Source organism: Methylophilus sp. (assembly GCF_052437885.1).
Taxonomy (GTDB): domain Bacteria; phylum Pseudomonadota; class Gammaproteobacteria; order Burkholderiales; family Methylophilaceae; genus Methylophilus.
In genome coordinates, this window is sequence record NZ_JBQVPB010000002.1 from 126,282 (window position 1) to 150,224 (window position 23,943).

Genomic DNA, 23,943 nt, shown 5'->3' on the forward strand with positions numbered 1-23,943 from the left:
AATATTATATTTCTTCAATATTTGCCGAATATCGCAAACTAACGAATGAAGTCTCATTTTTACATTGGTTCTTCCAAAACTTGTAAAAACGCATCACCATACTTCTGCAATTTCGCCTGCCCAATCCCGCTGATCTGCCCCATTTCATCCAGGGTCTGTGGCTTGCGGTTGTGGATCTCCAGCAAGGTGCTGTCGTGAAAGATCACATACGGTGGTACGCCCTGTTCTCTTGCCAGTTCCAACCGTTTGGCTTTGAGCGCTTGCCAGAGCGGGTCGTCATTGGCACCGGCGAATGCTTCTTTGGCGCGGGCGCTGCGTTCGGCTTTGCTCATGCGTTTTTCGGGTTCGGCATCGCGGCGTAGCCAGACTTCCTGCTCGCCTTTTAATACTGGTCTGGCGGCTTCGGTCAGTTTTAAGCCGCCGTAGGCTGCCATATCAGCTTCTAGCAATCCGGCAGCGATCAGTTGGCGGTAGACACCGCTCCACTGGCTTTGATTGAGGGTTTTACCTATGCCAAAAGTGCTGACTTTATCGTGATTGAAGCGCTCGACTTGCGCGGTGACTTTGCCGGTGAGCACATCGATCAGGTGGCCGACGCCGAATCTTTGGCCGGTACGGAATACGCAGGATAGCGCCATCTGCGCGACCTGGGTGGCTTGCCAGGTTTCTACCGGGTGCAGGCAGTTATCGCATTGGTCGCAGGCACCGGGGTGGCTTTCGCCAAAGTAGCGCAATATGCTCTGGTGGCGGCAGGCGGTGGATTCACAGTAACCTAGCAAGGCATCCAGCTTTAGGCGTTCCAGCCGTTTGCGCTCTTCTGAGGCTTCGCCGCTATCCAGCATTTGCCGCATGGAGACGACATCGCCCATGCCGTAGACCATCCAGGCATTGGCAGGCAGGCCATCGCGGCCGGCGCGGCCGGTTTCCTGGTAGTAGCCTTCCATGCTTTTTGGCAGGTCTAAATGTGCGACAAAGCGCACGTTGGGTTTGTCTATGCCCATGCCAAAAGCTATCGTCGCCACCATGATGATGCCTTCTTCGCGCAAAAAGCGGCGCTGGTGCAGCTCTCGTAATTGCGCGGGTAAACCGGCATGGTAGGGCAAGGCTGACCAGCCTTTTTCGACCAGCCAGGCAGCGGTTTCTTCGACTTTTCTGCGCGACAGGCAATAAATGATGCCGGCATCGCTGGCATGCTCACGTTCCAGGAATGCCTGCAGTTGCTGGCGCGCGTTGTTTTTAATGCCAACGTGGTAGCGAATGTTAGGCCGGTCAAAACTGGAGACGAACTGACGGGCGTTCTCGAGGTTGAGCTGGCTGATGATCTCGGCACGCGTAGGGGCATCCGCCGTGGCGGTGAGCGCGATGCGTGGCACATCGGGGAAACGGTGATGCAGCACAGTCAGCTGGCGGTATTCCGGCCTGAAATCATGCCCCCATTGCGAGACGCAATGGGCTTCATCGATCGCGAATAGTGCGAGGCCGGTGTGCTGCTGCACTTCATCTAACAGGCTTAAAAAACTGCCGACCATCAGGCGCTCGGGCGCGACATACAGCAGCTTGATCTCACCACTCACCACCTCGCGGGTGATGCGCGCATTATCTTCGGCGCTTAAACTGGAGTTAAGATAGGCGGCGTTGACGCCCAGCTGCTGCAAGGCTTCAACCTGGTCTTGCATGAGGGCGATCAGCGGTGAGACCACAATGGCCAGCCCGTCACGGGCCAGGGCGGGGATCTGGTAACAAAGCGACTTGCCGCCGCCGGTAGGCATCAGCACCAGCGCATCCTGGCCGTCTATCACATGTTCAACAATGGCTTGCTGCTGGTGGCGAAACTGGTTGTAGCCGAATACGTCGTGGAGGATTTGCTGCGGTTCTAGGTTTGCCATGCTGGCAAACCTATAGCTTGTTGTAAGGGTTGATGAGTTGCTCAACCAGCGCATGCAGTGCTGTGCGCATCTGCTCTTCGCTGACTTCCATCAGCAAGCCATCTTCAAGTGCGTCCTGAGCGATCTGTTTGATCTCATCAAAATTTTCAGACATGACTTTGACTTTTTCGGTACACGAAACCACAGTACCATCGTCACGCACCCATTTTGGCCACTCATTTGTCATATGCTTGCTCTTTCACCTGCTGTTGTTTCACTGGCTTGTTTCTAACGCTTGCAGCAATTTTACCAAGGCCTGGCCTCTGTGGCTCATTTTGCTTTTCACTTCCAGCGGTAATTCAGCCACGGTCTTGCGCGTTGCCAGGTCCATAAACAAGGGGTCATAACCAAACCCTTCAGACCCGCGGAACTCGCGCAGGATCTCACCCAGCCAAGAGCCATCGGCAATGATCGGTTGCGGATCGTCTGCTGAGCGCACCAGCACCAGCACACTGTAAAAATAGGCACGGCGGTCACTTTCGCGCGACATCACTGTGAGCAGTTTATCGTTGTTACGTTCATCCTGCGTGAGCAGACTGTTAGCCGGCATGGGGCCCGCATAACGCGCAGAGATTACCCCGGGCGCACCTTGCAAGGCATTCACGCATAAACCTGAATCATCCGCCAGCGCTGGTAAACCAGTATGCTGGCTGGCATGCCGCGCTTTGGCCAGCGCATTTTCAACAAAGGTTTGATACGGCTCCGGGCACTCGGGTACATTGAATTCAGATTGCGACACTATCGCGATATTCAAAGGGGCCAGCACATGTGCGATTTCGCGGATCTTGCCTTTGTTGCCAGAGGCGATCACCAGTTTATTGAAAGCTGATGCCATGTTATTTCGCTAGTGCCTGTTGTTGCAATACGGATAATTCAGCAATGCCTTTGGCTGCCAGGTCCAGCATCTGGTCCATCGCTACACGGCTGAAAGGCTCGCCTTCGGCAGTGCCCTGGATCTCGACAAAACCACCGCTGCCGGTCATGACTACGTTCATATCGGTATCACAGTCGGAGTCTTCAATATAATCCAGATCCAGCACCGGCACGCCCTGATAGACACCGACTGAGATTGCGCCTACCGAGTCCTTGATCGGGCTGGCACTGAGCAGGCCTTTTTGCAACAGGGTATCTACGGCGTCGACCATCGCCACGTAGGCGCCGGTGATGCTGGCCGTGCGTGTGCCGCCATCGGCCTGGATGACGTCACAGTCAAAATGGATGGTACGCTCGCCAAGTTTTTGCATATCGATCACCGCGCGCAGGCTGCGGCCTATCAGGCGCTGTATCTCTTGCGTACGTCCGGTCTGCTTGCCACGCGCGGCTTCCCTGTCCATGCGTGAACCGGTTGAACGTGGCAGCATGCCGTATTCGGCAGTCACCCAGCCCTGGTTTTTGCCTTTGAGAAAACCAGGCACTTTTTCTTCGATACTGGCGGTGCAAATCACATGCGTATCGCCAAATTTGACCAATACCGAACCTTCGGCATGTTTGGTATAGCTGCGTATGATTTCAATATTGCGCAACTGGTCGTTGGCACGTTCGCTCGGTCTGCTCATGGTTCAAGTTTCCTCTTTTTTAATATGTTGCCGGGTTCTGCCCAGTGCGTCCTGTATATCGGCAATCGCCTTTTCAATTTCGTCGTCAGTCAGATCCAGCGCATGCGGGTGTGGCGTAGCGCCGGCATGATTCATCATGGTAGTGGTTACATCGCCCGGCAGATCAAGGGTAGACACCGCCAGCGGCGCGGTGTGGCGTTCGCCCCACTGCATGGCGATCGCGCTCATATTATCGCCGACGGTGATACTTTCGGCATCGGCATCATCCAGCAGGCGCGTGATGCCATCCTGCATATTGGCTGCCAGCATATGCTGCGCCATGCTGATATCCGGCACTTTGTTCCATACGCCATCCGAACATAACAGGATGACGTCGCCTTCACTCAGCGGTAGCGGGTCAGCCAGCTCGACCTGCGGCGGTTTGTCACCACCCAGGCAATTATAGATTTTGTTGCGGTGCGGGTGGCGCTCTATCTGCTCGGCAGTGATGCGGCCTTCACGCAATAGCGACTGCACCACCGAGTGGTCCTGGGTCTGGAATTCTTCCAGCCCGTTGCGGTACAGATACAGGCGCGAATCACCTACGTGCGCACAAAACAATTTATTGTGCTGTACCAGTGCCACCACTATGGTGGTGCGTGGCGATTCAGGCAGTTTTTTGCGCACGCGCACATTTTCGATCACGTCATGCACCTGGGCGATCTGCTCGCGCAAAAACTGCGCCGGCTGCGCAATCATGGGGCTGGATTCGCGCTGAAACGCCTCCACCATGCTTTTAACGGCGATTTCAGCCGCCACATCACCATGCTGGTGGCCGCCCATGCCGTCGGCCAGCACCATCAAAATGGCATGCCTGTGGTATGAGTAGGCCAGCCGGTCCTGATTATAAGGACGCGGCCCCTGACGGCTGCCTTGCGCGATAGAAAACTTCATGGCATCAGGACTTTCGTCAAATGTTTCATAGTGGTTTGGTGAGCACTTTAATAATTTTATCAACCAGCGAGCCACGCGCGTCATCTGCCACGCGCACCTCTATCATTTTTTTCTGTAATGAGAACACACTTTGTGGCCGCATCAGGTAATCGATCTGCATACAGTCATCAATGATAGACAGCAGTTTTTCTGAATAGACCTGCTTGCCCAGCTCTACCGCCGGCACCAGGGTATCTTCATTCAGGCGTATATTGGCAGCCAGCGGTGACGAGCGCTGCAAACAGGCATACATGCTGGCACCTATGCTGTAAATATCACTCCACGGCCCCAGGTGTTTGCGGTCTATATATTGCTCCGGCGGCGCGAAGCCCGGCGTGTAGGTCGGCGCCAGCGTCACCTCAGACAAGGCCTGGCGCGCTGATCCGAAGTCCAGCAACACCGGCGAGCCATCCAGGCGGATATAAATATTGGCTGGCTTGATATCCAGGTGCAGCAACTTGCGTGTATGCACTTCGCGCAGGCCATTCAGCAGCTCGACAAACATACGTATCATGAAATTTTCCGGCACAGGTTGCGACATGGCCATGATGTAATCCTGCAGCGATTTGCCACGCTCGTACTTCATGACCATATAAACGGTGTTATTGGCACGGAAGAAGTTTTTCACGCGCACGATATTCTTGTGCTCTATATTCGCCAGTGCCAGGCCTTCCTCAAAAAAGCATTTCATGCCATGTTTGTAGGCGGCTTCGTTTTTGCCATTGGAACGGATATGTGTCTGGCCATCGCGTTTGGCCAGCGTGACCGGCATGTACTCCTTGATGGCGACGGTGTTTTTCTGTTTATCCTGCGCCAGATAGACGAAGCTGAACCCCCCCAGACTGAGCACCCGCGTAATGGTGTAGTCATGCAGTTCGGTGCCCACAGGCAGGGCGATATCTATTTTATTGGCGAGCTTCACTAAACTTATAACGTACTGATCATGGCTTTAATTGAGGAAAACAGCAAAATTAAGCAATGAAGAATAAGCCTCTATGCAGGTAAATGCTGGCTTGCCCTTTACCCCGCTCAAGGACTTATGCAAAATCTCTTAAACTGTGTTTACTTGTTATAACGCTATTTTCGCATATCGATACTGCATTTGATACAATCATCCGCTTAGCCCAGATTAAGAAAACCCTATAGAAGCAAGGCCCACAGAAGCAAGGTAAGAAAAACATGAGCACAAAAAACAATACCCCCCAGCAAGCTATCCTGAGCATGACCGGCTTTGCCAACAGCGAGACCCGCTTTGCGGCTGGCCTGCTGCTGATAGAACTGCGCGCAGTCAACCACCGCTACCTGGAACTGAACGTTAAAATCGAGGACAGCCTGCGCCAGTTTGAAGCGCAGGTGCGCGAACAGCTGCAAAGCAAGCTGGGCCGCGGCAAGGTAGAGTGCAGGCTGAGCCTGAAGAGCGATAGTGCCAGCTCTAACAAACTGGCATTGAACCCGGCCATGGTCACGCAGATCGCACAGACCTTGCAAGACCTGCACCAGCACTTTCCCGAAGCACAGCCGGTGAATCTGGTGGATATATTCAAGCTACCTGGCGTGTTGCAAACCGAGGCAGTCGATAGCGAGACCCTGGGGCACAGTGTACAGAGCGGGCTGGCGCAGACCATAGATGAGCTGATCGCCGCGCGTCAGCGCGAAGGCGAAAAACTCAAGCAGGTCTTGCTGGACCGCCTGCAAGGCGTACGCGAACAGATCGCCATCGTGAAACCGTTGTTGCCGCAGGTGATACAGCAATATCAGGAAAAACTGACCGCAAAACTGCGTGAAGCCATGCAGGCCGATGATGACCGTGTGCGCCAGGAGATCGTGCTTTATGCGCAGCGCACCGATGTCGATGAGGAGCTGGCGCGCCTGAACTCACATATCACTGAAATGGACCGTATCCTGACTGCTGGCGGCCCGGTGGGTAAAAAACTGGATTTCCTGATGCAGGAAATGAATCGCGAAGCCAATACGCTGGGCTCAAAATCAGTGGCGATAGAAACTACCCAGGTTTCCATGCAGCTGAAAGTGCTGATAGAACAGATGCGGGAACAGATCCAGAATATTGAATAACGCCACAGTGGCGCAAAATTTGCGGGCCTGATGCGCTTGAATCGGCTGTTTATTGCAGGCATGGTGATATAGTCAAGTTACCTCACACTCTCTCATAGGGTCTAGACCATGCATCTGCTCCACTATGTGTTTCGCTATCTACTGGCATTCGCCAGCCTGCTGCCCGTGCCATCCCTTGCTGAGATCACCACCTTAGCTATCCCTGACCAAGGATGGGGGATCACGTTTGATGCGCCTGCACTCAGGCCGGTCAGGGAGGCAGATTCCAATGACCACTATATGTATTCTGCCAATGCGAATAACTTTGCGGTCACCCTGCATGTAGATACCCCCAGCTGCAATGGCGGGGAGTCGCACGAAGAGGTGCTGAACTGTTTTTGGCCCAAGGCCGGCAAAGACCCGCTGATCAATCAGGCCACTGTGGCAAAAAACTGCAACAGCCGCTATTGCAAGATCAGCTATGACTTTGAAAACACTTTCCAGGACGCGGCCATCAAGCAAAAACATGTTTACTATCTGTTTGCAAACCGACTACGGTGGGCGAATGTGCATGTGGCGGTTTCCAACCCCAAACCTGCTGATTTACAGTTGCTTGATAAGTTTGAGCAAACCTTTAGTTATCAATAAGCAACCCTGATGAACAGGGTTTGCACCAAAGTCGGCATGAAATAACGCACCTTTATGGTGCGTTTTGCATTTAATGTTTACCGAGATTTATATAAGCCACTGATTTAAATCACAATTGGTGCCTGGCACACGGCTTGCTCTTATGTAATTGATTTCTATAAGCGATGCAAAGGTCAAGGACCATGACGCAAACGGCCAAACAGTTTTTTGATGAGATGCAGGGGTATGGGGGCGATGTACGTGGTATCTATCTGGCGTATGACCGCTGGCTGGCCGATGTACCCACCCAGCAGTTGGCGGCCAAACGTGCCGAAGCCGAGGTATTGTTCCGCCGCGTGGGCATCACTTTCAATGTGTATGGTGAGGAAGACGGCGCCGAGCGCCTGATCCCTTTCGATGTGATCCCGCGCATGATCTCCGCCAGTGAATGGGCGCATCTGTCCAAAGGTGCCGTGCAACGGGTGCGTGCCCTGAATATGTTCCTGCATGATATTTACCACGACCAGGAAATCATCAAGGCAGGCCTGGTGCCGCACAGCATTCTGACCAATTCGCAATATCGCCCGGAAATGGTAGGCGTGGATGTGCCTAACCAGATTTACGCACACGTCGCCGGCATAGACCTGGTGCGCACCAGTGAATCGCAGTTCTATGTGCTGGAAGATAATCTGCGCACGCCGTCCGGCGTTTCTTACATGCTGGAAGACCGCAAAATGATGATGCGGCTGTTTCCTGACCTGTTCAAGAAATACCCGATCGCGCCGGTCGAGCATTATCCGCATGTGCTGCTCAACAACCTGCGCTCTGTCGCCCAAACCGGGGTCACTGACCCGACCGTGGTACTGCTTTCCCCGGGCGCCTATAACAGCGCCTACTTTGAACATGCCTTCCTCGCCCAGCAGATGGGCATAGAGCTGGTGGAAGGCCAGGATCTGTTTGTCCGCAATAACGCCGTCTATATGCGCACCACGCAAGGCCCGCAAAGGGTGGACGTGATTTACCGCCGCATCGACGACGATTACATAGACCCCCTGGTATTCAAGCCTGATTCCATGTTGGGCGTACCGGGTCTACTCTCCGTCTACCGCAATGGTGGCGTCACATTGGCCAACGCCGTGGGTACCGGCGTCGCTGATGACAAGGCAACCTATATTTATGTGCCGGAGATGATCAAGTTCTACCTGGGTGAGTCTCCCATCCTGCAGAACGTGCCCACGTATCAACTCAGCAAGGAAGATGATCTGGCCTATGTGCTGGATCATCTGCCCGAGCTGGTCGTCAAGGAAGTGCAAGGCTCGGGCGGTTATGGCATGCTGGTCGGCCCTACCGCGAGCAAACAGGAGATAGAAGAATTCAGGTTACGCATCGTTTCGCGGCCGGCCAATTATATCGCGCAGCCTACACTGGCGCTTTCTACCTGCCCGACTCTGGTCGATCAGGGCATCGCACCGCGCCATGTAGACCTGCGCCCATTCGTGCTTTCCGGCAAGACCGTCAGCGTGGTGCCGGGCGGATTATCCCGCGTGGCGCTCAAGGAAGGCTCGCTGGTGGTCAATTCGTCACAAGGCGGCGGCACCAAGGACACCTGGGTGCTGGAACGTGATGATGTGTGTGTAGAACAATCGCAGTCGCAAATGGCTGCCCAACTCCAGCGCCAGGAGGCCGTGATATGTTAAGCAGAACCGCAGATCATTTATATTGGATGGCCCGCTACATAGAGCGTGCCGAAAACGTGGCACGCGTGCTGGAAGTGACTTACAGCATGTCGCTGCTGCCCACGGATGCCAGTAACGAACAAGAGTTGTGGGACACCGTGCTCGAGATCGCCGGTGTACGCGATATTTATGATGCCACCTACCAGGAGATCAGTGCCGCGCATGTGATACAGCACCTGGTGATGGATAGCCAGAACCCTTCCAGCATTTACAGCTCTTTGCGTAGCGCCAGGGAGAATGCGCGCGCTGTGCGCGTGGCCATGACGGTGGAAACCTGGGAAAACATGAACACCTTATGGCTGGAGTTTGGCCAGTATATCAAGCAGGACCTGACCCAGTCTGGCCTGAACGAATTTTGCGAGTGGGTGAAAAGCCGCTCGCATCTGTTCCGTGGCGTGTGTTTTGGCACCATGCTGCGTGACGAAGCCTTCAGCTTTGTGCGGCTGGGCACGTTTATGGAACGCGCCGACAACACCGCACGCCTGCTGGATGTGAAATACGAATTCCTGATCCCCATGCAGGAAGCCAACGAAGGCGCGGTGGATTACTACGAGTGGAGCGCAGTGCTGCGTTCTGTGGCTGCCTTCCAGGCTTATCAGAAAGTCTACCGCGACGCGATCGAGCCGACCAAGGTGTCAGAGTTGCTGATATTGCGCGAAGATATGCCGCGCTCACTGCACGCCTGCTATGCCGAGATCATGCCGATCTTGCGCCAGGTGGCCGGTAGCCGGCAAACCGAAGCCGAACGACTGGCCGGGCAAATGCATGCCAGGCTGCATTACGGCCGCATGCTGGATATCGTCAAGGAAGGTGTGCACCATTTTCTGGATGAATTCATTCTGGCCAACCGCAAACTGGGCGAAGAGATACAGCGCAACTTTTTAAGCGCCACGGCCTGACAGCACTGACCAAGTCGTTAATTAACAAGCCGTGATCAACAATACGCCCGCGTTTTCCACCCTGCAGCCGGTGTCCGGCTGAGCCAGCCCCATGCTGCTGAATATCGAGCACCAGACGCAATATATTTATAGCGAAGCGGTGCAGTACACCATACAGCAGCTACGCCTGACGCCGCGCGACGGTATGGGCCAGCGGGTGAAACACTGGCAGATCAAAGTCAACGGCCAGTGCCACGCATTTGAAGATACCTACGGCAACCTCACGCACACGCTGGTGATAGACCAGCCGCACCATGAATTGCTGATCTCGGTGGCAGGCGAAATAGAAACCGGCGTTGCCAGCCTGCCCTGTGCGCAAGCATTGCCGGTAGCACTATACCTGCGAGAGTCACCGCTGACCCAGGCAGATGCCGCCATGACGGCGTTTGCCAGCCGGTTCGCCAACCATTTTGCCAGCGTCGCGCTGACAGACATGATGCATGCCTTACGCGACAGGATGGAATACCTCAAAGGTGCGACGCAGGTGAATACCCCGGCGGCTGAAGCTTTCAGGCTGGGCAAAGGCGTTTGCCAGGACCATGCGCATGCGTTTATCGGCTGTTGCCGCAGTTTGGGTCTACCCGCCCGCTATGTCAGCGGTTACCTGTTTACCGAAGATGGCAGCCTGATGCAGACCCATGCCTGGGTAGAGGTGTGGCAGGAGCAGCAGTGGCTGGGTCTGGATATCTCGAATGGCAGTTTGACCAACGAACGCCATGTGCGGCTGGCGGTAGGCCTGGATTACCGCAGCGCCAGCCCGGTGACTGGCACCCGCATAGGTGGTGGCATGGAGGGCATGTCCAGCGCAGTCAGTGTCAATCAGACAGCGTTGACGCATGAACAGCGCCAGCGCCATCAAGCACAGCTCTATCAACAGGCAGTTTGCGCGCAGCAATAACCTTCAATGGTGCGGCAGTGGAGTCGTGCTGACGGCCCGTGCTATCATGTCACTTTAGCGACTCCGCTGTTTTCTTCCATACCGTTATGACATATTGTGTAGGCATCCTGCTGGAACAAGGGCTGGTGCTCGCGTCTGACACACGTACTAACGCGGGTGTTGACCAGGTAGCCATCGCCCCGAAAACGCATGTATTCGACCAGGCTGGCGAACGCGTCATTGTGCTGCTCACCGCAGGCAATCTGGCGATCACGCAATCGGTGGTCAATCTGTTGCGTGAGCAGATCAAAGAACCCGAACCGGGGGTCGCCAACCTGAACAGCGTGCACTCCATGTTTGAAGCCGCCACCGTGGTAGGCGCCGCCATGCGCAGCATCTACCATAGAGACGGCGATTCACTCAAGGAACATGGCATAGACTTCACTGCCAGCATACTGGTGGCCGGACAGATCAAGGGCGAGAAACCGCGCCTGTTCAATGTCTATGCAGCTGGCAATTTTATTGAAGCCACTTCAGACACGCCCTACCTGCAGATAGGCGAAACCAAATACGGCAAACCTATCATAGACCGCGTGATCAACTATCAGACCGATATGATGGAAGCCGTCAAATGCGTGCTGATCTCATTCGATTCCACCATACGCAGCAATATCTCTGTCGCCATGCCTATTGATTTAATGATTTACCGAACTGACGCGCTGACCGCTGATTGCCGCCAGCGCCTGACCGAACACGACCCGTATTACGCCAGCGTACATAAAGGCTGGGGCGAAGGCCTGAAAACAGTGTTTTCATCGCTGCCTAACCCGGAATGGGGTGCATGATGAGCCATGGACATCTATTCGTGATCTCTGCCGCCTCCGGCGCCGGTAAAACCAGCCTGGTGCGCGCCATGCTGGCGCAAGACCCCTTAATAAAATTATCGGTCTCGCACACCACCCGCGAACCTCGCCCGGGCGAAGAAAACGGCATTCATTACCATTTTGTGCCTGAAGCAGCCTTCCTGGAGATCCTAGACAGCGGCGGTTTTCTGGAAAGCGCCCATGTGCACAGCGCCCGTTATGGCACCGCGCAAAGCGAAGTGGAAAATGCCCTGGCCGAAGGGCGCGATGTGATACTGGAGATCGACTGGCAGGGCGCGCAGCAGATCCGCACCCTGTTTCCGCAAGCGACTTCTATCTTTATTTTGCCGCCATCCATAGAGGCGCTGTCACACCGGCTGAACAGCCGTGGTCAGGATAGCGAGGCAGTGATCGCGCGCCGTTTGGCTGCAGCGCGTGAGGAGATGCGTCACGTGCATGAGTTTGATTATGTTACAATTAATGACAATTTTGACGTGGCGCTACAGGATTTAATGGCTATCGTGCGTGCCAAGCGCTTGCAGCTTGACCGCCAGGTCGCCTGCCACGCGTCACTGATTCAATTACTCACCTGAAGCCAGCGCAATCCGCCGCTGATCTGTGATTCAATACATGTAAAGGTTTTTTATGGCTCGTATTACCGTCGATGATTGCTTGGACAACATCCCAAATCGTTTTCAATTAACCCTGGTGGCTGCTTATCGCGCCAGACAGATCGCTAACGGTTCCGACCCGCTGGTCGCCGGTTATGCCCAAAAAGACAAACCCACCGTGATCGCCCTGCGTGAGATCGCAGCCGGCAAGATCGGTGTTGAATTACTGGAAAAAAAAGGCCAGGCTTAAGCATTCATGCCGCACACCCAAGGTGACCATGCCTATCGTAAGTCTAAATCACCGCTAGAAGAAACAGACTTACTCCCAGCTGACCGTGAGGATTCCCCCCTCACGCAGCTGATCCGCAAATATCTCAACGACGAAGAAGTACAACTGGTCTGGCAGGCGTATCGTTACGCTGAGCAGGCCCACGCCGGCCAAACGCGCAAGACCGGCGAACCGTACATCACCCACCCGGTTTCTGTCGCCTGCATACTGGCCAGGCTGCATCTGGATCTGCCCACCCTGCTGGCGGCCTTATTGCATGACGTGGTGGAAGACACCGAAGTCAACAGTGCCGAGATCGCTGAAAAATTCGGCAAGCAGGTCGCTGACCTGGTCGATGGCCTGACCAAACTGGACAAAGTCGAGCTGCAAACGGCGACCCAGGCACAGGCAGAAAACTTCCGCAAAATGCTGCTGGCCATGAGCCAGGATGTACGGGTGATCCTGGTCAAGCTGGCCGATCGCCTGCACAACATGCAGACCATGGACGCGATGCGTCCGGAAAAGCAAAAACGCATCGCGCGTGAAACACTGGATATCTATGCCCCTATCGCCAACCGGCTGGGGCTGAACCCTATCTTCCACGAGCTGGAAGATCTGAGCCTGAAGTATCTGTACCCCAATCGTTACCGCGTGATCGATAAAGCCATACGCACCGCGCGAGGCAACCGCAAGGAAGTCATCAGCAAGATACTGGAAGCGATCCAGAACCAGCTTACGCATTATCAGCTGGAGTTCGATGTACAGGGTCGCGAAAAGCACCTTTACAGCATTTATAAGAAAATGAGCGAAAAATCGATGAAGTTGTCGCAAATTGGCGACATTTACGGTTTTCGAGTCATTGTTAAAGATACTGCCGCCTGCTATCTGGCATTAGGCGCATTGCACGCGTTATACAAGCCTATCCCCGGCCGTTTCAAAGACTATATCGCCATCCCCAAAGCCAATGGCTACCAGTCTTTGCACACCACATTGTTTGGCCCGTTCGGCACGCCTATAGAGGTGCAGATCCGCAGCCAGGAGATGCACAATATCGCCGATGCAGGCGTGGCGGCGCACTGGCTGTACAAAACCACAGACGCGCACCTGACCAAACTGCAACAGCAGACCCACCAGTGGCTGCAACGTCTGGTGGAAATCCAGACCGAGAGTGACGACAGTCATGAATTCCTGGAAAACTTCAAAGTCGACCTTTTCCCCGACGAAGTCTACATATTCACGCCTAAAGGCAACATTATGGCGCTACCACGCGGCTCAACCGCTGTGGATTTTGCCTATGCGGTGCACTCTGATGTAGGTAATAGTTGTGTCGCGGTCAAGATCAATAACGAGCTGGCGCCATTGCGTACCGAAATGCGTAACGGCGACCACGTTGAGATCATCACCGCACCGCTGGCCAAGCCTAACCCGGCTTGGCTGAATTATGTGGTTACTGGCAAGGCGCGTTCACATATCCGCCATTACCTGAAAACGGTCAAGGTGGAAGAATCGGCACAGCTGGGCGAGCGTATGCTCAATGTGGCCCTGCGCGCCATGCATATCCAGCCTGGTGATATTTCTGACAAGCAATGGCAAAAAGTCATGAATGACTATGGTGCCAAAACCCGTCAGATCATACTCACCGATATCGGCCTGGGCAAACGCAACAGCCTGATGGTAGCGCACCAGCTGCTGGCGCATCCGGCCGACACTGAAGATAAAACCAGCAAGACACTGGACACCATCACCATACGCGGTTCAGAAGGCATGGCAGTGCAATTCGCGCCATGCTGCCGCCCTATCCCCGGCGACCCTATCCTGGGCTTTATCAATAAAGACAAAGGGCTGGTCATTCATACCCATGATTGCCAGGCCATACGCAAATTCAAGCTGGACCCGGAAAAATGGCTGGATGTGGAATGGGACGCCGACCCGAAAAAACTGTTCAGCGTCAACCTGCGTATCTCGGTGGTGGATGAGCGCGGCATGCTGGCCAAGATCGCAGCTACCATTGCCAATGCAGATGCCAACATTGATAACGTCAGCGTCGAATCCAGTGATGGCAGCCAGTACTCCAACGTGAATTTCACCGTGCAGGTGCATAATCGCGTGCATCTGGCGACCCTGATCCGCAACCTGCGCAAGATCCAGCAAGTCGTGCGTATCAACCGGGTCAAGGGCAACCAGCTGGAACAACGTATCCAGTAAACGGCGGGTGACTGGCCAGCATGCCTTCCTTGAGCGATATCAAAGGTTACACCCCTGCCGTGTGCAGCCAGCTGGCCAAACTGGGCGTACAGTCGCCGCAGGCATTGCTGCTGCATCTACCGCTACGCTACCTGGATGAAACGCATGTCACTGCCATACGCGACCTGAGGCTGGGCGAACAGGCCCAGATCGAAGGCGAGGTGGTGCATAACGAAGTCAGTTACAAACCACGCAAAATGCTCAATGTGCGGGTGCAGGACGACTCCGGCATCATCAATTTACGTTTTATCCACTTTTACCCCAGCCAGATCGCCACCCTGCAGACCGGCACCCGCATACGCGCGTTTGGCGAGGTGCGCCCCGGCTTTTTCGGCTATGAAATGGTGCATCCGCAGCATCGCAAGGTCAAAGAAGATACCCCGGTCAATACCGCACTGACGCCGGTATACCCGACCACCGCCGGACTGAGCCAGAACACCATCAGAAAAGCAGTCAACCTGGTGTTGAACGACGAGCATCTGCAGGAAACGCTGCCAGACTGGGTGTATAGCCCGCTGCAGTTGCCCGACTTTGCCAGCAGCCTGCAACTGCTGCACCAGCCCAGCCCGGAGATCGCTTTATCCACGCTTGAAAACCACAGCCATCCGGCCTGGCAACGGCTGGCCTATGACGAATTGCTGGCGCAGCAATTATCCATGCGTCAGCACTATGCACGACGCAAACAGGGTAGAGCACCGGCATCGCCGCCATCCAAACAGCTGGTGCCGCAACTGCTGGCCAGCCTGCCATTCGCCCTGACCATGGCGCAACAGAAAGTCGTCGCCGAGATCAGCCGCGACCTGGCCCAGCCACACCCTATGCAACGCCTGTTGCTGGGCGACGTTGGCAGTGGCAAAACCATAGTCGCCTGCCTGGCCGCCTTGCAGATGATAGAACAGGGTTGGCAAGTGGCTATCATGGCACCGACCGAGATCCTGGCAGAACAGCATTATAAAAAGCTTAGCGGCTGGCTACAGCCTTTGGGCATAGAGATCGCCTGGCTCACCGGCAGCCAGAACAAGAAAACACGTGAGCACTCACTGGCACGTATCGCCAGTGGTGAGGCCATCCTGGCCATAGGCACGCATGCTTTATTCCAGGAAGAAGTGCAGTTCAAACAACTGGGCCTGGCTATCGTCGATGAACAACACCGTTTTGGTGTACACCAGCGGCTGGCATTGCGCAAAAAGGGCCAGCACAGCAGCCTGGAACCACACCAGCTCATGATGTCGGCGACGCCTATCCCGCGTACGCTGTCCATGAGCTATTACGCTGACCTGGATGTGTCGGTGATCGATGCACTGCCGCCCGGGCGTACGCCAGTGGCGACCAAGCTGGTGGCAGATGACCGTAGGGACGAGATCTTGCAGCGGGTACGCGAGGCCTGCGCCCAGGGCCACCAGGCTTACTGGGTCTGCCCCTTGATCGAAGAATCGGAGACCCTGCAACTGCAGACCGCCAACGACACCTATGCTTATATGCAGCAGGCGTTTCCCGAATTACAGGTGGGCCTGGTGCATGGCCGCATGAAACCGGCGGAAAAGCAGGCGGTGATGCAGGCGTTTGCCGCCAACCAGACCCATCTGCTGGTAGCGACCACGGTGATAGAAGTAGGAGTGGACGTGCCGAATGCCAGCCTGATGGTGATAGAACACGCCGAGCGCATGGGTTTGAGTCAATTGCACCAGTTACGCGGCCGTGTCGGACGCGGCTCGGCAAAAAGTACCTGCATATTGCTTTACAGCAAACAGCAATGTTCACAGCTAGGCCGTGCCAGATTGAAGGTCATCTACGAAAGCAATGATGGGTTTCATATTGCCCAGGCCGACCTGCAGCTGCGTGGCCCGGGTGAATTGCTGGGCACCCGTCAAAGCGGTGTGCCCATGCTGAAGATCGCCGACCTGGAACGCGATCTCGAGTTACTGCAACAGGCCAAGCAGATGGCGGATCAACTGTTACTCAAGGCACCGCAGGCAGTGGCCGCGCACCTGCAACGCTGGCTCAGCCACGGCGACGAGCTGGTAAAGGTTTGAGGTTTAAGCATCAGTGACCGGCGGCCTTGGCGGCCCCTGTGCCCACAGCGATCTCGTTGCCTGGCTGCAGCGTGGCTATTTCAGCTTGCAAACTGCTTTCAAACTGCTCTAAAGGCAGCGGCTTGCTGAATAAATAACCCTGAAAACGATGACAACCCATGGTCTGCAGCAAGGCCTTTTGCGGCTGCATCTCAACCCCTTCTGCGATCACGGTCTGCCCCAGGTTTTTCGCCATATTGATGATGGTTTCTACAATAAAGGTGTCATAGGTGTTGTGCAGGATATCCTTGATAAAGCTTTTATCGATCTTCAGCTCATCCAGCGGCAAGCGTTTGAGCACCGATAATGAAGACTGGCCGGTGCCAAAATCATCCAGCGAAAAAGTCATGCCCAGGGCTTTTAAAGCCTGGATCTTGCCTATGATCTCTTCCACATTGCGCACGATCAGGCTTTCAGTCAGCTCCAGCCGTAGCAAGCGCGGGTCACAACCACTTTGCAACACGGTATCGGTCACCATTTGTACAAAGTCCGGCTGGTTGAACTGCACGGCACTGACGTTGACCGAAAGTTTGAGCGCGCGCGTCAGCGGCGCGCTGGCCCAGCTTCTGAGTTGCTGGCATGCCTGCTGCAACACCCATTGCCCTATAGGCACTATCTCGCCGGTCTCTTCAGAGATAGGGATAAACTGGTCGGGCGGGATCATGCCCAACGCCGGGTGCTGCCAGCGCAGCAATACCTCGGCGCCTATGGGCTGGTGCGTTTCATCCACCTGCACCTGAAAATACAGCAACAGCTGGTTACCCTGCAAAGCAAAGGCGAGGTCGGTTTCGAGCGTAGCGCGTGTCCTGACTGCCGGATGCAGCACTTCATCGTACATCTCTATGCTGTTCAGGTTATCGGATTTTTTTGCCTGGTACATGGCGATATCGGCACGCCGCAATACTTCGGCCTCACTATGATCATCGCCATAAAACAAGCAGATGCCTATACTGGGCGTGGTGCGGTATTTGCTCTGCTGCAACTGGAAAGCCTGCGAAAACACTGCCATCATCTTCTCGGCCGCCACCTGCGCAGACTTGATCGCCTCACTTTTGTCCGCGCCCAGCTCATCCAGCACGGCGATAAACTCATCGCCGCCCATACGCGCGATAGTGTCTTTTTTGCGCAGGCATTGCTGCAGCCTTGAAGCCACCTGCTGCAATAACTCATCCCCGGCCTGGTGACCCTTGCTGTCATTCAGGCCCTTGAAATTATTCAGATCCAGCGATAACACTGCGCCATAGCATTGGTTGCGCGCGCAGCGCGAAAATGCCTGTTGCAAGCGGTCAGACAGCAGGCGGCGATTCGGCAGGTTGGTCAAAAAATCATAATAGGCCAACTGATGGACTTTTTTATTATCCAGATTGGAAGCGATACGCAGAGAGATATTCTCACGCAGGCTTTTCGCCAGCGCATGCCCGGCGACCGTCACATACAGCACATAAACGATGAACAACACCGCCAGTGCGATAGATACCGAGCTGCCATGGGTCAGAAAACGCGGGATCATGAATACCAGGATGCCGCCGGTGAACAGATTGGTGGTGAGACTATCCACCGAATAAATGACTATCCCGGCCCCGGAGACTCCAACCAGCGCAAAGATCAGAAACGCCTGGTGGGCGGGGTCGGCAGCGGGAAACAGTAAGATACCAGCCAGGCCCCAGGCTAAACCGCAGAAGCCAGTAGTGAAACGGAACCATTGCAACCAGCGCGAGCTATGCAGGGCACGTTGCTGATCTTTGTAGTAGAAAAAGGTGAAGTAAGCACGACTGCCGTAGGCACACAGAAAAATAGCCGTCCAGACGACCAGTATGCTGTGGTCTATCAAATGGCGCTGCGTTAACAAAAGCGCACTCATGACCACGATGGCCGCCATCAGTGATCTACGATTATTTGCATATAGCATTTCCACGATCTCTGCGTGTAATGCTGTTGATTCCGCCGCGGTGTTCAACGCCGTACCCCCTGCTATTGTATGTATGCAATATACATCGGTGGTTATACATCCACACTTTAACTAAAGTGTGCACCAAATGCAGGGTAAAAACACTATTCTTAAATCGGTTTTACTGCTTATTTAACAATTACGCCACTATCGTCTAAAAATCGCCGCTTTTAACTGCAAAATCAACGGTGTAACCAGTTACGCACCAGTCTGGTATAGCGTGGCATCACTACATACACCATCAGGCCGACAACGACGCCAGTGATTAAAAAGGTATGCAGCAGATGGTTTTGTGGCAGACCGGCCACATCCATCAGCGGGATCAGCAGCAGCGACACCCCGCTCACCAACGGAAAGATCGCTGACCAGGTCAATAAGAACTGCTTCCAGCGCACCGGCAACGACACCTTGCCGGTTTCGGCGACAAACCAGAAGTCCAGCCCGCTTTTGATCTGGTAACTGTCTTTTTCACTCAACAGGTTTTCGACTTTGGCGATCAGCTGCTGGCGGATATCGGAAGCCATCCATTGTTTCAGGTGTTGTTCGCTGTCGTAGCGTATCACCACCGTATAAGTATCGGTATAGCCGGCAATGGGCCGTATCATATGCCAATCGAGCATGCCTGCTGACGCCTTGCACGCGCCGCTGATCTCCTGCAACCATTGCTCATAAGCGGGTTGCTGCGCGGCATTGACCCGGTGGGTGATCACTGCACTGGCACCATGTTGCAGTTGGCCGGATGTAGGTTGCTGGCTCATATTCGCGGAAGTCCTGTTCTCTTGATGTATACATGCCCAGGCAGGCAGATCGCGCCCGGGTGTCGCGCTATTTTAAGGTGATTCTTTAAATTGTGGTTTTAATTCCGCCAGCGCCAGATCTATAAACGCCCTTAATTTTGGCGGCATAAAGCGTTGCTGCGGGTAGACCAGGTGCACATTATCTGCGCGCCCCAGCCAGGCGGGCAATACCCGCTCCAGTTGCTGGCTGCGTTGCGCCGGCTGGCAGATAAAGGTAGGCAGCAGGGCCACGCCCTGCCCGCTCTCAGTCATGGCTTTGACCACGCCTATGCTGTTGACCAGCGTGCGGCCGCTCATGGGCACGCTGATCTCGCTACTGCCGTTACTCAGCAGCCAATGTTCACGCCCCATGGGGCTGAATTGCAGGCAGGGGTGGGCATGCAGATGTTGCGGTGCCGCTAGTATGGGTGCCTGCTGCAAATAGTGCCGGCTGGCGAACAGTGCCCACTGTATGGTACCCAGAGATTTGGCGATCAGGCTGGAATCCCGCAATTCGCCGGTACGGATAGCCACATCCACGCCCTCTGCGATCAGATCGACATAGCGGTCAGTCAATAACATTTCAACCACCAGTTCAGGAAACTCGCTTTGCACACGCCTGACCAGGCCTGCCAGCAAGGCATCACCCAGGTCAGCAGGCGCGGTGACTTTCAATGTGCCTTGCGGCTGCTGCCTGGCGGCATCCAGTGCGGCTTCGGCTTCCAGTAGATACCCCAGCCCTACCGCTGCCTGCTCGTAATACAAGCTGCCGCTTTCGGTCAGATGCAGGCGCCGCGTAGTGCGTTGCAGCAAGGTCACACCCAGCCGCTTCTCCAGCCTGGCCACGCGGGTACTGATGGTAGATGTCGGCAAGCCTAACTGGCGCGCGGCAGCACTGAAACTGCCGGCCTGTACCACCTTGACGAATACCGCCGCCTCGTTAAAGTCCATGATTATTCATTTAATTGAAAGGTGATTTCACATTTAACCATCTAGTGCGCTAAAAGTCATGTGTTTATAGTGTGAACCATCGCAACACGACATGAATACACAAGGAGCGCATCATGAAAAAACTGGCTTTTATCAAACGCAGCAATGGCAACCACTGGGTAGGCGATGGCTTTCCAGTTCAAAGCATCTTCTCATATCGGGATATCGCTGAAGAAATGTCGCCTTTCCTGCTGATGGATTATGCCGGCCCGGCGCGTTTTGAAGCGACAGAGCAACGCCGTGGCGTAGGCCAGCACCCGCACCGTGGCTTTGAGACCGTGACCATCGTCTATGACGGCCAGGTGTCACATCACGATTCCACCAACGCCGGTGGCACCATAGGCCCCGGTGAAGTGCAATGGATGACAGCTGGCAAAGGCATCATCCACGAGGAATATCATGGTGACGACTATGCCAGGACCGGCGGCCCGTTTGAAATGATACAGCTGTGGGTGAATCTGCCAGCCAAACACAAACTGACCCCGCCTGGCTACCAGGGCATCACCAAGGACCAGATCCCTGAAGTGGCCTTACCTGATGAAGCAGGCCAGGTGCGTGTGATCGCCGGCAACTATGCCGGTCACGCTGGCCCGGCCAGCACCTTCAGTGCCATGAACGTATGGGATGTGCGCCTGAATGCCGGCACCCGCACGGTACTCACTTTGCCGGAAGGTCACACCACTGCGATCTTCGTGCTCAAAGGGGCAGTGAAGACTGGCAGCGTGCATACCATACGCCCTTCCGAGCTGGCGGTCATGCAGCGCGAAGGCACTGAACTGGTATTGCAGGCGCAGCAGGACACTGTGTTGCTGTTATTGAACGGTGAACCGCTGAATGAACCGGTGGTAGGTCATGGCCCGTTCGTGATGAATAGCTGGGAAGAGATAGACCAGGCTATCAATGACTACAACCTGGGCCGTTTCGCGACTGCCTGACGCTAAAGCTTTATTTGATTTTTTTATAACAACACCATACTTTTGAGAGGATTTATCATGAACAACAAACCTTATGTACGCCTGGACCGTGACAACGCAGTGGTATTGCTGGTCGATCACCAGGCCGGATTATTATCGCTGGTACGTGACATTGAACCTGACCGTTTCAAGAACAACGTACTGGCGCTGGCAGATGCGGCCAAGTTCTTCAACCTGCCTACCATACTCACTACCAGCTTTGAGACCGGCCCCAACGGCCCGCTGATGCCGGAGTTGAAAGCCTTGTTCCCGGATGCGCCTTATATCGCCCGCCCTGGCCAGATTAACGCCTGGGATAACGAAGACTTCGTCAAGGCGATCAAAGCCACCGGCAAAAAACAATTGATCATTGCCGGGGTGGTGACCGAAGTATGCGTGGCTTTTCCTGCCCTGTCAGCGATCGCAGAAGGCTTTGAAGTGTTTGTGGTCGGCGATGCTTCCGGCACCTTTAACGAACTGACCCGCGATGCCGCCTGGCGCCGCATGGAAGCCGCCGGTGCGCAGATGATGACCTGGTTCGGCGTTGCCTGCGAACTGCACCGCGACTGGCGCCGCGATATTGAAGGTCTGGGCGCCTTGTGTGCCAACCATATCCCCGATTACCGCAACCTGATGACTGCCTACAATACCCTGCAGGCTGGTTGATCCGCTGTATCACTTATCATGCAAAAGGCCTGCGGGCCTTTTTCTTTTTAACCAACTGCTCGCTCCCACCTGCCTATGCCATTGCAGACGCAGACCTGAAACGACCGCAATCTGGATTGTATGAGCCCATCACTTTATTTTCGCTCAGAAAACCAATGACACCAGACTGGCAGCCGCCTGTGACATAAGCACGGCAAAATAGATAAAGGAATTCCTACAAAACATTAAGAAAAATCCTTATTAAATATTTACAATCTGAGGCGTAAGCTGCAATTGTTGCGTTTGAAATGAATCTTGCATTCGTTCTCACAACAAGACACACGGCAGCCTCAGCGGCTGCCGTTTGCACTCACCTGAATCTGATTAGAGGAGTATTCAAATGCCTAGAGGATCAAGCCCCAAGCGTGAACGTGAATACCAGGCCTTAAAAACGGAATTCAAAAAAGAGCATCGTTATCCGGGCCGCGAAGAAGAAGTGGCAGCCAGGATAGTGAATAAACACAGAAAAAACGCTGGCGAAACTAAACAGTCTTAAGTCAGGTTGTACGCTAAGGTGTGTGGGTCGTTAATAATAGCTTTCAACAACACGACCCGCGCTAAGCCACCCGGTGCAGCTTTTGACGAATGACTTTTATGTTTTATTTGGTATGTAAGTAACAAGTTTGTTTGGTTATTAAACACACTTGCGTTTAGGAAGTGGGGGTTTATATGCAACCGACTGTGAGCAGTGGCATCTCGCCGCTCGAATATCATCCTGGCTATGAGATACTGGATGAAACCGGGATCGCCGAACAGGGGCTGGACCAGAGCAGGATCAGGCGCAAAGATAACCTGCAATCTACCCTGCGCAAGATATCCGAAACCACTAATCACCATTCTGCCTATTCCACGCGTAGCGTACACACCCATAGCCACGGACTGATCTATGCCGAAATGGAGATCTACGATAACCTGCCGGCACATTTCGCACAGGGTATGTTTGCTAGCGCAAAAAAACTGCCACTGGTGATGCGTTTCTCCACTGTGCCTGGCGATATCCTGAATGACAAGCTGTGCACCCCGCGCAGTCTGGCAATCAAGATCCTCGGTGTAGAAGGTGAAAGACTGAGTGGCAGCGAACAGGCGACCACGCAAAATTTCCTGTTTGTGAACGGCTCCAGCTTTTTGTCGTCCAGCGTGCAGCAATTCCTCTCTAACCTGAAACTGCTTGCTAACACCGATAACACGCCGGAATTCAAGCAGTTCCTCGCGCAGATCTTGCAGTCGACCTCTAAACTGATCCAGTCACTCAGCGGTGGCCGTGAAAGGCTGATGAATAACGAAGGCCAGCCGGAAACCAATATTCTGGGTGAGACCTATTTCAGCCAGGACCCTATCCTGTATGGCAATTTCATGGCTAAAGTCGCGTTGGTGCCTATTGCACCTTCGCTGATCGCGCTGACTAACAAACCTATAGACGTCAGTTTTGCTTCTGACAGCCTGAAAAAATCTGTGGTCGATTTTTTCATTACGCACACTGCGGAGTGGGAATTGCGCGTTCAGCTTTGTACCGATATCAATAAAATGCCGATAGAGGATTCTTCTGTGGTCTGGTCTGAAGATGTATCGCCGTATCTGGCGGTGGCCAAGATCACTGCCAAACCGCAGATCGCCTGGAGCCACTACCGTTCGCAAGTGGTGGATAACGGCATGATGTTCTCGCCCTGGCATGGCATCAAATCGCACCGGCCTTTGGGCTCTGTCATGCGTTTGCGCAAAATCACCTATGAAATGTCCAAACACACGAATGCCATGGCTGATGCGAACACCATCGCCGAACCCAAGGATCTGGATGATCTGTGCTGATGAATAAAAAACGGCGACTGTCAC

23 protein-coding genes are annotated in these 23,943 nt (G+C 54.4%); 14 read left to right on the forward strand and 9 right to left on the reverse strand.

The window, feature by feature from the left end; translation table 11 throughout:
* Positions 1-59: 59 nt before the first annotated feature.
* Genes recQ through ACT6RZ_RS02470 form a run of 6 tightly spaced genes read right to left on the reverse strand, consistent with a single transcriptional unit; the run spans position 60 to position 5,375 of the window.
* Positions 60-1,886: a DNA helicase RecQ gene (gene recQ / locus ACT6RZ_RS02445; protein WP_444700603.1), complete on the reverse strand. Its 1,827-nt coding sequence runs from the start codon at positions 1,884-1,886 to the stop codon at positions 60-62.
* A gap of 10 nt (positions 1,887-1,896) precedes the next feature.
* On the reverse strand, positions 1,897-2,112 hold the full coding sequence (locus tag ACT6RZ_RS02450; RefSeq protein ID WP_444700604.1) for a hypothetical protein: 216 nt from the start codon (positions 2,110-2,112) through the stop codon (positions 1,897-1,899).
* A gap of 27 nt (positions 2,113-2,139) precedes the next feature.
* Positions 2,140-2,760 (reverse strand): RdgB/HAM1 family non-canonical purine NTP pyrophosphatase, encoded by a 621-nt coding sequence (gene rdgB / locus ACT6RZ_RS02455; protein WP_444700605.1) that lies wholly within the window; start codon positions 2,758-2,760, stop codon positions 2,140-2,142.
* Between the two features lies 1 nt (position 2,761).
* The gene (rph, locus tag ACT6RZ_RS02460) at positions 2,762-3,481 is read right to left on the reverse strand and encodes a ribonuclease PH (RefSeq protein WP_444700606.1); all 720 of its coding nucleotides are present in this window, start codon (positions 3,479-3,481) and stop codon (positions 2,762-2,764) included.
* Between the two features lie 3 nt (positions 3,482-3,484).
* Entirely contained in the window at positions 3,485-4,414 is a 930-nt protein-coding gene (locus ACT6RZ_RS02465) for a PP2C family protein-serine/threonine phosphatase (RefSeq protein WP_444700607.1), read from the reverse strand.
* 25 nt (positions 4,415-4,439) lie between these two features.
* Positions 4,440-5,375, reverse strand: coding sequence for a serine/threonine protein kinase (locus tag ACT6RZ_RS02470; protein ID WP_444700608.1), 936 nt, complete (start codon positions 5,373-5,375; stop codon positions 4,440-4,442).
* A 257-nt stretch (positions 5,376-5,632) separates the two neighbouring features.
* Between ACT6RZ_RS02470 and ACT6RZ_RS02475 the strand changes: the two genes are divergently transcribed.
* From ACT6RZ_RS02475 to recG, 10 genes are all read left to right on the forward strand, one after another.
* Positions 5,633-6,526, forward strand: coding sequence for a YicC/YloC family endoribonuclease (locus ACT6RZ_RS02475; protein WP_444700609.1), 894 nt, complete (start codon positions 5,633-5,635; stop codon positions 6,524-6,526).
* A 108-nt stretch (positions 6,527-6,634) separates the two neighbouring features.
* Positions 6,635-7,153 carry a hypothetical protein gene (locus ACT6RZ_RS02480; protein ID WP_444700610.1) on the forward strand — a complete coding sequence of 173 codons (519 nt, stop codon included), beginning with the start codon at positions 6,635-6,637 and terminating at the stop codon, positions 7,151-7,153.
* Positions 7,154-7,335: 182 nt separating this feature from the next.
* Positions 7,336-8,829, forward strand: a complete 1,494-nt coding sequence (locus ACT6RZ_RS02485; protein ID WP_444700611.1) for a circularly permuted type 2 ATP-grasp protein — start codon at positions 7,336-7,338, stop codon at positions 8,827-8,829.
* Complete coding sequence (locus tag ACT6RZ_RS02490; RefSeq protein WP_444700612.1) at positions 8,823-9,767, forward strand: alpha-E domain-containing protein; 945 nt, start codon at positions 8,823-8,825, stop codon at positions 9,765-9,767. The genes ACT6RZ_RS02485 and ACT6RZ_RS02490 overlap by 7 nt, the downstream gene beginning before the upstream one ends.
* Positions 9,768-9,858: 91 nt before the next feature.
* Positions 9,859-10,704 carry a transglutaminase family protein gene (locus ACT6RZ_RS02495; RefSeq protein ID WP_444700613.1) on the forward strand — a complete coding sequence of 282 codons (846 nt, stop codon included), beginning with the start codon at positions 9,859-9,861 and terminating at the stop codon, positions 10,702-10,704.
* 86 nt (positions 10,705-10,790) lie between these two features.
* Positions 10,791-11,528, forward strand: coding sequence for a peptidase (locus ACT6RZ_RS02500; protein ID WP_444700614.1), 738 nt, complete (start codon positions 10,791-10,793; stop codon positions 11,526-11,528).
* Positions 11,528-12,139 (forward strand): guanylate kinase, encoded by a 612-nt coding sequence (gene gmk, locus ACT6RZ_RS02505; RefSeq protein ID WP_444700615.1) that lies wholly within the window; start codon positions 11,528-11,530, stop codon positions 12,137-12,139. The genes ACT6RZ_RS02500 and gmk overlap by 1 nt, the downstream gene beginning before the upstream one ends.
* A gap of 52 nt (positions 12,140-12,191) precedes the next feature.
* Positions 12,192-12,407, forward strand: a complete 216-nt coding sequence (gene rpoZ / locus ACT6RZ_RS02510) for a DNA-directed RNA polymerase subunit omega (RefSeq protein WP_055830603.1) — start codon at positions 12,192-12,194, stop codon at positions 12,405-12,407.
* Between the two features lie 6 nt (positions 12,408-12,413).
* Complete coding sequence (locus ACT6RZ_RS02515) at positions 12,414-14,630, forward strand: RelA/SpoT family protein (RefSeq protein ID WP_444700616.1); 2,217 nt, start codon at positions 12,414-12,416, stop codon at positions 14,628-14,630.
* Between the two features lie 20 nt (positions 14,631-14,650).
* On the forward strand, positions 14,651-16,702 hold the full coding sequence (gene recG, locus ACT6RZ_RS02520) for an ATP-dependent DNA helicase RecG (protein WP_444700617.1): 2,052 nt from the start codon (positions 14,651-14,653) through the stop codon (positions 16,700-16,702).
* Between the two features lie 10 nt (positions 16,703-16,712).
* On the opposite strand, the gene ACT6RZ_RS02525 is transcribed toward recG, so the two are convergent.
* The 3 genes from ACT6RZ_RS02525 to ACT6RZ_RS02535 form a co-directional block, all read right to left on the reverse strand.
* Positions 16,713-18,650, reverse strand: coding sequence for a putative bifunctional diguanylate cyclase/phosphodiesterase (locus tag ACT6RZ_RS02525; RefSeq protein ID WP_444700618.1), 1,938 nt, complete (start codon positions 18,648-18,650; stop codon positions 16,713-16,715).
* Between the two features lie 221 nt (positions 18,651-18,871).
* Positions 18,872-19,447, reverse strand: coding sequence for an antibiotic biosynthesis monooxygenase (locus tag ACT6RZ_RS02530; RefSeq protein ID WP_444700619.1), 576 nt, complete (start codon positions 19,445-19,447; stop codon positions 18,872-18,874).
* A gap of 72 nt (positions 19,448-19,519) precedes the next feature.
* Positions 19,520-20,416 (reverse strand): LysR family transcriptional regulator, encoded by an 897-nt coding sequence (locus tag ACT6RZ_RS02535; protein WP_444700620.1) that lies wholly within the window; start codon positions 20,414-20,416, stop codon positions 19,520-19,522.
* A gap of 113 nt (positions 20,417-20,529) precedes the next feature.
* On the opposite strand from ACT6RZ_RS02535, the gene ACT6RZ_RS02540 reads away from it, so the two are divergent.
* From ACT6RZ_RS02540 to ACT6RZ_RS02555, 4 genes are all read left to right on the forward strand, one after another.
* Positions 20,530-21,390 (forward strand): pirin family protein, encoded by an 861-nt coding sequence (locus tag ACT6RZ_RS02540; protein WP_444700621.1) that lies wholly within the window; start codon positions 20,530-20,532, stop codon positions 21,388-21,390.
* A gap of 57 nt (positions 21,391-21,447) precedes the next feature.
* Positions 21,448-22,074, forward strand: a complete 627-nt coding sequence (ycaC, locus tag ACT6RZ_RS02545; protein WP_444700622.1) for an isochorismate family cysteine hydrolase YcaC — start codon at positions 21,448-21,450, stop codon at positions 22,072-22,074.
* Between the two features lie 379 nt (positions 22,075-22,453).
* Positions 22,454-22,609 (forward strand): hypothetical protein, encoded by a 156-nt coding sequence (locus ACT6RZ_RS02550; RefSeq protein ID WP_444700623.1) that lies wholly within the window; start codon positions 22,454-22,456, stop codon positions 22,607-22,609.
* 173 nt (positions 22,610-22,782) lie between these two features.
* A complete protein-coding gene (locus ACT6RZ_RS02555) occupies positions 22,783-23,919 on the forward strand; it encodes a catalase family protein (protein WP_444700624.1) in 1,137 nt (378 codons plus the stop codon).
* Positions 23,920-23,943 lie beyond the last annotated feature (24 nt).